Here is an 11,186-nt window from a genome sequence, read left to right on the forward strand (position 1 = left end):
CGGGAAGCGTCATGGACGGCAAACGGCTCCCCGGATCGGCTTCGGCGGGCTCGTGTGGATGACCCGGCTGTCGGTCGCCTGCACCTCGAAGCAGTACCGGCGCACCGGATCGACCGGAATGGTGATCGCGTGCGCCCGCCCGGCCAGCACCGTCCGGTTGGGTTCGTTTTCGGGGGCGACGATCACCGCGTAGTCGACGACGTCCGAACTGCTGGTCCACGCGAGCATGACCTGGTTTCCCCGGTCGGTCGGCTCGGCGAGCTCCAGCTTGAGGTCCGCCACCACCGGTTCCGGCTCCGGGATGGCGGCCGGGGTCGTGGGGACGGGATCCGGCCGCCGGTCGCCGAACACGACCGCGGCCGCCGCGCCGAGGACGGCCACCGTCGCCGCCGCGCCGAACACGACGCCACGGCGCGTCCGGGCCGGGCGGACGGGCTCGGCGTCTTCGCGCTCGACCGACGGCGGCGGAACGGCGTCCGGTTCGGCGGGGCGGGGGAACATTTCGGCGAGCCGGTCGGCGACCCACGCCGCGTCCGGCGGACGGTGTGCCGGATCCGGGGCGAGCAACCTGCTCACCATCGCCGACAGGATGACCGGTACACCGGGCCGGTCGATCGGCGGCACCGGGGTGCGCAGCAGCCTCAGCAGCCGCTCGCCCATCGGCTCCCCGAGCCTGCCTGGCTGCGGGTGGTCGCCGGTCAGTGCCAGGTACAGCACCATTCCCAGGCCGTACAGATCGGTCCGCTCGTCGTACGTCTCGGTGCGCAGGGTCTCCGGCGCCAGGTATTCGGGCGACCGCATCGGGTCCCGCGGGAACGCCTGCCGCAGGGCGACCCCGAAATCGGCGAGGACCGGTTCGCCGGTCGTGCGGAACAGCACGTTCGCGGGATGGACGCCGCCGTGCACGACACCGGCCGCGTGGGCGGTGGCGAGACAGGTCGCGACGGTGTGGCCGAGTACGACGGCGTCGGCCGTGGAAAGTCTTCCCACCTGGCCCAGCAGCGCGGCGAGGGAATGCGTGCAGCGTTCCATCCGGAGCGCGTGCCGCCCGTCGGGCAGCTGCTCGACGGCGTCGACCGGCAGCGCGGATGCCACCGCCCGCAACCGATCGCGATCGCGGTCCACCGCCGACAAGGTCGCGCGATCGAGCCGCCCAGGGAAGACCTTCATCGCGACCGGGATCCCCGCGCAGATCGCGGGATAGACGGTCGCGAACGGCCCGATACCGAGGGGCTCGCCGAAGAGGTATCCGGTCATTCGGTCACGAGTCCCGGTTTCCGCAGGCTTCCGAGGTCGAACGCGGCCCGAAGCCGGGCCTGGAACGAGGCTTTCGTGAATCCTTTCCGGATCGCCCGGACCGCCGTCCACGCCTGCGCGGCCGTCCGGTCGTCGGCGCCGTACGGCGACCACAGCGTGATGTCCACCTGACGAGCGAGCCATTCCAGTCCTTCCGCGACCGAATTGTCCACTGTGGACGGCAGGCGGCGGGCGAGTTCGCGTGCCGTGGCACCGCGGGACACGACGATGTCGTGCGCGCGCAGGACGTCCCTCGCCTCCAGCCAGGCCGCGACCACCGCCGCCGAGCCGGTGCGGCGGCGCCGTCGGGCGGTCCGGACGGCCCGCCGCCCCGGTATCGCCACGACGACGAGGACGAGCGCCGACACCACGCCGATACCGAGCCAGGTGAGCAAAGACCCTATCCACGGCGTTTCGGGCTCGGACGGCCCGGTGGCGGCATGCTCGTCCGCCGGGACCTCCGGATCGCGTAATCGCTGCGATGGCGGGAGGTCCTCGCGAGCCCGGGCGGTGGCGCCCGCCAGCGCGCCTGCCGCCGCGGCGGTGCCACGGGACGCGTTCCCGGCCGGATCGAGCGGCACCCAGCCGACACCGGCGACGGCCACCTCCGGCCAGGCGAAGGAGTCTCCATTGTGGACTGTGACCGGACCTGGACCTCCCTGCGGGGCACGGAATCCCACCGCGACACGAGCGGGAATACCGATCAGCCTCGCCAGCGCCACGTAGGCGGTGGCGAACTGCTCGCTGGTACCCGCGCGAGTCGTGAACAGGAAACCGCTCAACTGCGCCCAGCCGCTCCCGGTCGGCAGTACCGGACCGGTCGCCTGCCGGTAGTTCTCGGCGAGATAGCGCTCCAGTACCAGCGCGGCCCGGAACGACGGGCGCAGCCCACCGGTGGCGGTCCTGGCCAGTTCGGCGACGCCGGGCGGCACCTGCCCGACCCCGCCGGACACCGCCGACGCGTCGATTCCCGCGTCCAGCAACGTCTCCGGCGCCACCGCCGGTTCACGCCAGCCGAGTTCGTACTCCACCGGTCCCCGCCGTCCCGGCAGCAGGAGGGTGCCGCTCGCGGGATCGACCAGCGGATCGGCCCCGGAGACCGTGGCCGGGAGAGCCTGGCTGGGCAGCCACGGGCCGCCGCCCGCCGGGACCGTGATCCGCGCGTGCCGGGTCGCCGTCCCGAGCGACGCGCCGAGCCGGAGATAGTCGCCGTTCGCCCGCCAGCTGACGCCGTCGAAGTCGGTGAGGACGGCGATCCGCCAGCGATCGGTGCCTGCCGTCCCGGAGTACCCGAAAACCGGTTCGCCAGGGCGGGTCAGCCGGTCCGCGACCTGGTCGAGCGGATTGTCCACCCGCAGCGGCGGCACCGGAGCGGCGTCGTGTTCGAGCGCCAGCGACGGCCGGTTTCCCTGATCGACGGCGGTGAGCCCGGCCGAGGCCGCGACCGCGAGCACCACGGCGGGCAGCACGAGGACGAGCCTGCTCTCCCGCCGCCGGGTCACGGCGAGCAGCGCGCCGGCGACGACGACGTAGGCCAGCCCGGCGGCGGTGGCCACCGGCCCGGACAGCGCCACGTAGGCCTGGCTCAACCCGGCGACGGCCAATCCCGGCAGCAGCGCCACCGCGGGCAGGCGCGACAGTTCGATCGCGAGCACCGAGGCGAACAGCACCGCGAGCGGGACGAACAGGAACAGCTCCGCGTCCGCCCGCGCGGGCCAGGTCGACTGGAGCGTCAGCTGCCAGGACCGGGTGACACCGTCGAGCAGCCCCCGCAGCATCGCCGCGTCCGGGAGACCAGGCCCGAATTCCAGCTCTCCCAGCGCGAGCAAGCCCAGCACGAGCGTCAGGATCGGCCGCCACGGACGCAGCGCGGCCATCCGCAGCGAGAGTTCGGTGACGGCGAAGCAGACGAGAAGGACCGTGACGAGCGGGAGCAGCAGCGAGCCCACGCCGAACACCGGCGCGAAGAGCAGGCCGGGAAGTCCGGTGGCGAGCAGCAGCAGGGCGGCCGTGAGCCGTTGTGTCCACTGTGGATTCATAAGCCGAGCGCGTTCCATCGCCGGGCCGCGTCGGCGGCGTCGGAGACCGGGAGCACCACCGCACCGGGGATCCCTCCGAACGTCTCGGCGTCGCCGAGCACGAAGACGATCAACGGCGAGTACCGCTCACGCAGCGCCGCCACCGCTGCCCGATCGGCCGGCCTGCCACCGGCGGTCACCACGGCCAGCCCGCCGACCCCGGAGCGGCTCAGCCCCTCCGGAACCAGTGCCGGACCGGACGACGGCTCGAGCACGCACAAGGCGTCCAGCAGCGGACGCACCGCCCGCGATCCGCCACCGGTGTCCACGTCGAGACCACCGGAGGTGACCAGCCGCGTCGGCCGGTCCGCGCGAGCCGCCGCACCGGCCAGCGACGCCGCCGCGTCGACGGCGTCTTCCAACCGGGGCCCCCGCAACCGGGAGTCCAGCAGCACGGTGAACCTCGGCTGGTGGGGATCGACGTAGTCGCGCACCATCAGCGAACCGGTCCTCGCCGTCGCCTTCCAGTGCAGATGCCGGATTTCGTCGCCGTGCGCGTATTCGCGGACCTCACGCAGGTCTTCGGAACCGCGCAGCCGTTCGTCCACGGCGGCCCCCTCGTGGTGGTGCCGCGGCCGCCCGCCGCCGGGCGGGGACATCAGGTGCACCCGCGGATGGACCCACAGCGTCGCGGTCTCGCCCGTGGTCAGCCGCCGGTACCCGAGCCCGAAGGGATCCGCCCGCTCTAGGACCAGCGGGCCGACCTGGTGCCGTCCACGCCGCTCGGTGGGCAGTTCGTAGCGGTGCGCGGTTTCCGCGTTGGGCGCCAGCGCGCGGATGTCGACCCTCCGCGTCTCGGCACCGACCCGGTCCCCCGCGGTGAAGGCGCCGTGCCGCCGCCTGGCCGGGTTGCGCACCCGAAGCGTGGCGACGGCGGGCCTGCCCCGCTCCACCCGGTCCGGATAGACCTCGCGGGACACCACGACACGGGGACGCCGTCCGGTCGCGACGATCGCCGCGATCAGCGCGCCCGCCCCGGCGCCCGAAATCGCGAGGAAGAACGGATAGCCGGCCCAGTGGCCGAGGATAAACAGCCCCGCGGTCGCGGCGAGAACGCCGGCACCGCGTCTGGTCAGCCGGATCATCAGGCCCGCGGCCCCACGCTCACCGGGGCCGGCGTCGCGTCGAGGACCTCGTCCACCACACCGCCGGGGTCGCGGCCGTTCAGCTCGGCGTCGGCGGTGAGGATCAGCCGGTGCGCGAGAACGGCCTGCGCGATCTCCTTGACGTCGTCCACGGTGACGAACGTCCGGCCGTCGGTCGCGGCGTACGCCTGCCCGGCGCGGATCAGCGCGATGCTCCCCCGCGGGCTGGCCCCGTACCGCAAGGCGGCGTGCTCACGGGTCGCGCCCGCGAGCCGGGCGGCGTACTCGCAGAGCGCGGGTTCGACGTGGACGGTCCGGACCTGCCCGATCGTCCCCCGCACCGTCTCGATGTCGACCACCGGCGCCAGGTCGTCCGGGCCGACGCCCGCGCAGTCGCCCATGATCACCTTGACCTCCGAGGAGAGGTCCGGGTAGCCGACGTCCAGCCGCATCAGGAACCGGTCCAGCTGCGCTTCGGGCAGCCGGTAGGTCCCGGCCATCTCGATCGGGTTCTGCGTCGCGACGACCAGGAACGGCCGCGGTACCTCGTGCCGGACGGCGTCGACGGTGACGGTCCGCTCGGCCATCACCTCGAGCAGGGCCGACTGCGTTTTCGGGGTGCCACGGTTGATCTCGTCCGCGACGACGACGTTCGCGAACACCCCGCCGGGATGGAACTCGAAGCGTTCGTCCTTCTGGTGGTAGACGGGGACGCCGGTGATGTCGCCGGGCAGCAGGTCGGGGGTGAACTGGATGCGGTTCCACGACCCGCCGACGCTCCTGGCCAGGCAGCGGGCCAGTGTCGTCTTGCCGACACCGGGAACGTCCTCCACGAGCAGATGCCCCTCGGCGAACAACGCGGTGACCGCGAGCCGGACCACCTTTTCCTTACCGCGCAGCACACTGTCGATGTTCTCCGCGATGAGTTCGTACACCACACCGGGCGGGAGAAAGCGAGTCATCGAGCTAAGTCCACCTGATCCTGTTGGAGGTGATCCGGCCGTCCGGGGTCTGGACGCTGACCCAGATGGTCTGGCCGGGCACGTCGTAGTTGAGTTCGTTGTAGGTCGCCGAGCCGTCGGCGTCGGTCGTGGTGTATTCGGTCTCCACTTCGGAATTGCTCGACGAGCTGAGCCGGATCCCGTACCGCGTGCCCGGCGCGAAGCCCTTCATCGTCACGTTGACTTGGGCACAGTCCGGCTCGTGACAGTTCTCGCTGGAGGTGTCGCGGCCGCGGCTGATGGTGATCGTCGGCGCGGGGACGGTGATCGTCCGGCTGGCCGTCTGCCCGTTCCGCGTCTGCCCGTCGGGCGTCCTGGTCACCGCACGAACCGTGAAGGTGTAGGAATTCCCGGCGGTCAGGCCGGAGTAGTTCGCTGTGGCGCCCGTGACCGTCTGCTGCGCGAAACCGGTACCGGTGACGAGATAGTGCACCAGTTCCCCGCCACCGAGGTCCGGTCGCGTCCAGGACAGCACCGCGGCACCGTTGCGATGGCTCGCGGTCAACGCCGGCGCTGCCGCGGCAGACGTTCCTGTGGTCGCCGACGCCGAAGCGCCCGGTCCGGTGCCCGCCTTGTTGACCGCGACGACGGTGAACGTGTAGCGCGTTCCGTTCGCCAGCCCGGTGATCCTGACCCGGCGAGTGCCGCCGTCCACCGTGCGGGAACCACCCGCCCAGCTGATCCGGTACGACGTCACGTTCGCCCGGTTGGCCGGAGCGGCCGACCACGAGACCGTCACCGCGCCCGCCTCACCCGTCGCCGAGACCCCGGGCGGCGCACCGGGCGGGCTGGCCGGGACGGCGGGCGGGGTGACCGGCGGCGGATTCGGCTTCGAGGGGCCGGGCCGATCGGAACCGGAAGCGGTGTCCTGGCCGGGACGCCCGTCCTCGCCACGTCGCTCGGCGGGCGGCGCCACCTGCCGCTGTCCCGGGGCGGGCTGTGCCGGGGCCGGTTGATCCTTCTTCTCCGCGGGCGGGACCACGGGAACGTCGGTGACCTTGCCGTTCTTGGCGACGACGAGGACGTGGGTGCCTTGGCCGCCGTCGACGTAGACGTGCGAATCCTCGCCGCGGACGACCCGTGCCGTGCCGCCGTCGGCGGGGAGCGGCTTGTCGTCCGTCTGCCTGCCGTCGGCGTCGTAGGTGAACAACCGGCCCGACGTGCGGTTGACCACGACGACCACCGAGCCCGCCGCGACCGGTGTGTCGTACTGACCGGGCGGGAGTAGCACGGTGATCGGCCGCCGCGGCCCGGGATCGGGGTCGACCAGATGCAGCAGGCTCCGCGCCGGGTCGAGCACGGCCACGCGACCGGCCACGTCGTTGGCCGCCGTCCGGAGGTCGGCGCTCGCGCCGACGCCCATCGGCACCGGACCGCCGAGACCACCGGATTCGACGGCACGCACGGCACCGTCGGAGGTGTCGACGAAATACAGCTTGTCCCCCACCAAGGTCAGCGCACCGAAGTGTCCGGCGGGGAGCGTGACCGGGCAGGACACCTTTTCGGTGCCACGGTCCAGCCGGCAGAGCAGGCTCGACGCGATACGCGGCAGCCACAGCGTCCCCTCCGCGGTGGCGACCGGATCGCCGACCGGCCCTCCGGCGGAGATCGGCGCGGGCGGATCGCCGAGCCGGATGATCTGACCGGACTGCCGGTACACCAGGTACGGGCCGCCCGCGGTCTCCACGCCGACCGGGACCTCGCCAGAGGGTGACACCCCCGGCGGCCCGGCGGTCAGGTCCGACTTGCCGAACGGGGTGATCCGCTTGCCGCCCACGACGTAGCCGCTGGTGTCCCCCTGCACGACCTGGCTTCCCTGGTCACCGGGCACCGCGACCTGCGCGTCGATCCCCGCCGTCCCGCCGTCGATGTGGAAAGCCGACTGGAGCAGGGAGTTGTAGACCCAGTGGCCGCCGGGGATCTCCTGGATCCCCGGCGGCGGTTTCGCCGCGCCGGTGACCGCGGTCGTCAGAACCGCCATCGAAACCACGACGATCGTCACGACCGGTAGCCGGGCCCGCCAGGCCGTCCTCCCCCGTGTGCCCTTGATCACGGCACGGACGGTAGCCGAGTGATTCGGGAGGGTTCCCGAACCGAAGCGCCATCACCTACTGGGACGGAGCCGGGCCACGCTACGCTCGGTGCCCGTGCGGGTACTTCTCCGGCTCACGACCACGGATGGTCCGACATGACGTTCTCACGCCGAGACCGCGAACCGGCCCGCCGCCGGATCGCGGATCGCTACCGGCTGATCGAGCGCGTCGGCGTCGGCGGGGAGGGCGTGGTCTGGCGAGCGGTCGACGAGCGGACGGGCCGGACGGTCGCGGCCAAACAGGCGAAGATGAGCGCCTCCGGAGCCGGCCGCAAGCTGCGCCGCGAGGCACGCCTGGCCGCTTCGGTCGACCATCCGCATGTCGTCGTCTGTCACGAAATCGTCAGCGATCACGACGAGCTGTGGCTGATCCAGGAGTACGTCCCCTCACAGACCCTCGCCGCCGTCCTGAGCGAACGCGCGCTGCCCGAAGCGAGGGTCGCGGAGATCGGTGTCCAGCTGGCGTCGGCGCTCGCCGCCGTGCACGAGCGGAAGATCCTCCATCGCGATCTGAAACCGGGCAACGTCCTGATCGCTGAGGACGGGCGGGCGAAACTGACCGATTTCGGCATCTCCCGGTCCGTCGCGGCGGACGAGACCTTGACCGACGCGGCGCTGTACGCGGGCACCCCCGGCTATCTCGCTCCCGAAGTCGCGCGCGGTGACCCGCCCACCGCCGCCTCCGACGTGTTCTCCCTCGGTGCGACGCTCTACGCCGCCCTCGAAGGGGCACCGATGTTCGCCGGAGAGACCCCGCTCGCGAAGGTCCGGCGTGCCGCGGACGGTGACATCCCGGTGTCCCGCGCCGCGGACCGGCTGGCCGATCCGCTCGCGCGGATGCTCGACCCGGACCCGGCACTCCGCCCGTCCGCCGCCGAAGCGGGCGCGGCCCTCGCGGCCTGCTCGGGCGGCACGACAGGCAGGACGCCCGAGCGGCGCGGTGCGGTCCACCGCTTCCGGCGTCCGATCGGCGCGGCGGCGGGGATCGCGGCCGTCGCGGTCGGAACGCTCTCGGCGAGCACGCCGACGGCTCCGGCGGCGCCCGCGCCGGCGCCCTTCGACGCCCGCGCCCTCGATCCCTGCCGGTTGACCGACACGGCCACGCTCCGCTCGTACGGCACCCCCGAACTCGAGCCCGATTACGGCAACTTCAACCGTTGCGACGTGCTCCTCCACCGCGACGGCGGGTCTTTCACCGACGTCAAAGTGGAACTGAAGAACCACCCCGGGAATCCGCCGGAAGGCGAACTGAAACGCGTCGGGAACTTCGACGTCGTCGCCGGCCTTCTCCAGGACGACAGCTGCACCCGGTTGATCCTCGTTCCCGACGGCTATCTCGTCTCGGTCACCGCCGACGACGACCCCGGTGCCCCGGTCGACCTGTGCGCGGTCGCCGACATCGCCACCGATTCGGCGACAAAAGCGTTGTCCCGCAACGGACCTCCACTCCGGAAAGCGAAGTTCCCCGCCCGCTCCTTGGCCGAAGTGGACGCTTGCGCCCTGCTCGATCCCGCGGCGCCCGAGGTCCCCGGCCCGCCGCGGCCGTTCTTCGGCCGATGGAGCTGCGGCTACGAGGGCCCCGCCGGCCGGGTCCGGGTGATCTTCGACCGGGGACATCCCCTCGACGACGAGGACGGCCCGCGCACCACCCAGGCCGGCCGGGAGATCCGGACCCTCGCCGACGACTACGGGCCGGGAACGTGCCGCTCGACGGTCGCCTATCGCCCGTACACCGATATCGACAACATCCCGATGCTGGAATCCGTGCTGATCGTCGTGAACGGGGACGGGCCTTCGGAACGGCTCTGCGCCCCGGCCACGACCTTGGCCGGCGAAGTGGCGAGGAGATTGCCATGACCACGTTCGACTGCTGTCATCCCAGCCTCGCCCAGGGTGTCCCGCCCGCGGCGCCGGGGACGATCTTCGCCTCGACCTTGTCCGGCCGGTCGTCGATGCCCGCGGACGAAGGCCGGAAGCTCCTGTTCGGCCGCAATCGGGACGACATGCACGTCTGCCTCGGCGAGGACGACCGCCAGATCAGCCGTCACCAGGGGACGATCATTCACGATGGCGGCGCATGGTGCGTGCGCAACGAAGGCAGGCTTCCGCTGCGGCTACCCGGCTCTCGGCTCCTCTTCGACGGCGATGAACCGGCCCCGCTTTCCGACGGCTACACCGCGGTGTTCGTCCGCACCTCCAGCGGGCGAGAACATCTGCTGGAGCTTTACGTCGCGGGGACCGATTCGCCTGCCCCGTCGTCCCTCACCACGGAGGTCACGAAACCACCGCGCGTCTGGCGGCTGACCATGGCGGAGCGCACCGTGCTCGCCGCGCTGGCGCAACGATTCCTCCGCCAGGAGGCCTACCCCCAGCCGCTGAGCTGGCGCCGGGTCGCCGAGCAGCTGGCCGAGCTGGAACCGGATCGGAAGTGGGGGCCCAAGAAGGCCGAGCACCTGGTGGCCGGGGTCCGCCAGCGGCTCGTCGAGGCAGGCGTGCCCGGCCTCACCAAGGAAGAGGTCGGCGATCCGGTGGGCAATGTGCTGAACACCAACCTGATCGGCGAACTCCTGCAGTCCACGACCCTGGTGCCGCCGGATCTCGCCCTGCTCGAAAAAGCCGGCTTGCTCGACTAGGCAGGTGGCGTGGTGATTGCCGAGTCCGGGGGTTCACCGCCGCCGTTGCTCGCCCCCCAGTACATGAAGGCCCCCTTCCTGTACCTAGGCGCAAGGAAGGGGGCCTTCATGTACTGGGGAAGGGGCTCGCGGCCCGGCCCACGAACACGCCAGTCCGCCGTTACCCCTCAGCCGAGTGCGGCCACCAGCAGGGCGAAGGCGGCGATGATGACAGCGACACGGACGTAGTGGAAACGGTCCCAGCGGTTCATCTGCTCCTTCCAGTCGGCCGGCCGATTCTCGGTGGTCCACGTCTTGCCGCGGTTGTTGATCGGGACGAGCAGCAGGAGCGACATGACCACGCTGACGACCAGCAGCGCGCCGGCGGTGACGACGAGTCCGGCGGCGGGGTCCTGCCAGGCGGCGACGGCCCAGACCGCGACGAGAACCAGCGAACCGATGTACCAGACCGGCATGACGGCGCCGAGCATCCGGCCACCGTGGGCACGGCCGCGCACCATGCTGTCCTCGGGGAGGGCGTTGAGGATCGCGTTGACGACGAAGGCGACGGCGAACTCCACCCCCACCATCACGCCGACGACCACGGTCGTGACGATCTCGAGTGCGTTGAGCATGACTACCCCTCCAGAAATCTAGCATTGCTAGGTGTCCCACGACGCTAGCACTAGCGCCGCTAGATTGTCTAGCAATGCTAGATCCAGCGACTCCTGACCCGGCCGATGGCAAGGCGAAAGTGGCGTGCCCTTGACCGTCCACAAGGGACGCCAGCCGGGGTGGCAGTGTTCATTTCGGGCACTTTGCGCAGGGGTCGCGAGTGGTACTGAGGGTTCTATCGAGGGGTAAGTCGAACGTGTCGTGCTCGTGGGCGGGGTCGCGGCGGGATGAAGGCTCCCTTCGTCGCGTCTGATGCGGCGATGGGAGCCTTCGGCCCTGGTCGTGAGTGGCGTTTCGGGCTAGAACCCAGTATAGCCCCGCAAGACTCCCAGGCCACACCGCGCCCA

General features: G+C 71.6%; 8 protein-coding genes. 2 read left to right on the forward strand and 6 right to left on the reverse strand.

All coding sequences use genetic code 11. The features are described from left to right. Positions 1–9 precede the first annotated feature (9 nt). Genes ACFVM3_RS21220 through ACFVM3_RS21240 form a run of 5 tightly spaced genes read right to left on the reverse strand, consistent with a single transcriptional unit; the run spans position 10 to position 7,513 of the window. Entirely contained in the window at positions 10–1,257 is a 1,248-nt protein-coding gene (locus ACFVM3_RS21220; RefSeq protein WP_378441001.1) for a serine/threonine-protein kinase, read from the reverse strand. Beyond that, positions 1,254–3,335: a transglutaminase domain-containing protein gene (locus ACFVM3_RS21225; protein ID WP_378441003.1), complete on the reverse strand. Its 2,082-nt coding sequence runs from the start codon at positions 3,333–3,335 to the stop codon at positions 1,254–1,256. The genes ACFVM3_RS21220 and ACFVM3_RS21225 overlap by 4 nt, the downstream gene beginning before the upstream one ends. Further along, the gene (locus ACFVM3_RS21230) at positions 3,332–4,459 is read right to left on the reverse strand and encodes a DUF58 domain-containing protein (RefSeq protein WP_378441005.1); all 1,128 of its coding nucleotides are present in this window, start codon (positions 4,457–4,459) and stop codon (positions 3,332–3,334) included. The genes ACFVM3_RS21225 and ACFVM3_RS21230 overlap by 4 nt, the downstream gene beginning before the upstream one ends. After that, positions 4,459–5,421, reverse strand: coding sequence for an AAA family ATPase (locus ACFVM3_RS21235; protein ID WP_378441007.1), 963 nt, complete (start codon positions 5,419–5,421; stop codon positions 4,459–4,461). Before ACFVM3_RS21235 ends, ACFVM3_RS21230 begins: the two co-directional genes overlap by 1 nt. A 4-nt stretch (positions 5,422–5,425) precedes the next feature. Beyond that, on the reverse strand, positions 5,426–7,513 hold the full coding sequence (locus ACFVM3_RS21240; protein WP_378441009.1) for a fibronectin type III domain-containing protein: 2,088 nt from the start codon (positions 7,511–7,513) through the stop codon (positions 5,426–5,428). Positions 7,514–7,648: 135 nt separating this feature from the next. Between ACFVM3_RS21240 and ACFVM3_RS21245 the strand changes: the two genes are divergently transcribed. Together ACFVM3_RS21245 and ACFVM3_RS21250 are read left to right on the forward strand one after the other, a co-directional pair. Beyond that, the gene (locus tag ACFVM3_RS21245; protein WP_378441011.1) at positions 7,649–9,409 is read left to right on the forward strand and encodes a serine/threonine-protein kinase; all 1,761 of its coding nucleotides are present in this window, start codon (positions 7,649–7,651) and stop codon (positions 9,407–9,409) included. After that, entirely contained in the window at positions 9,406–10,185 is a 780-nt protein-coding gene (locus tag ACFVM3_RS21250) for an FHA domain-containing protein (RefSeq protein ID WP_378441013.1), read from the forward strand. The genes ACFVM3_RS21245 and ACFVM3_RS21250 overlap by 4 nt, the downstream gene beginning before the upstream one ends. A 167-nt stretch (positions 10,186–10,352) precedes the next feature. On the opposite strand, the gene ACFVM3_RS21255 is transcribed toward ACFVM3_RS21250, so the two are convergent. Beyond that, positions 10,353–10,799, reverse strand: a complete 447-nt coding sequence (locus tag ACFVM3_RS21255) for an anthrone oxygenase family protein (RefSeq protein WP_378441015.1) — start codon at positions 10,797–10,799, stop codon at positions 10,353–10,355. Between the last annotated feature and the right edge of the window lie 387 nt (positions 10,800–11,186).

This window comes from Amycolatopsis sp. NPDC057786, from assembly GCF_042797905.1.
Classification (GTDB): domain Bacteria; phylum Actinomycetota; class Actinomycetes; order Mycobacteriales; family Pseudonocardiaceae; genus Amycolatopsis.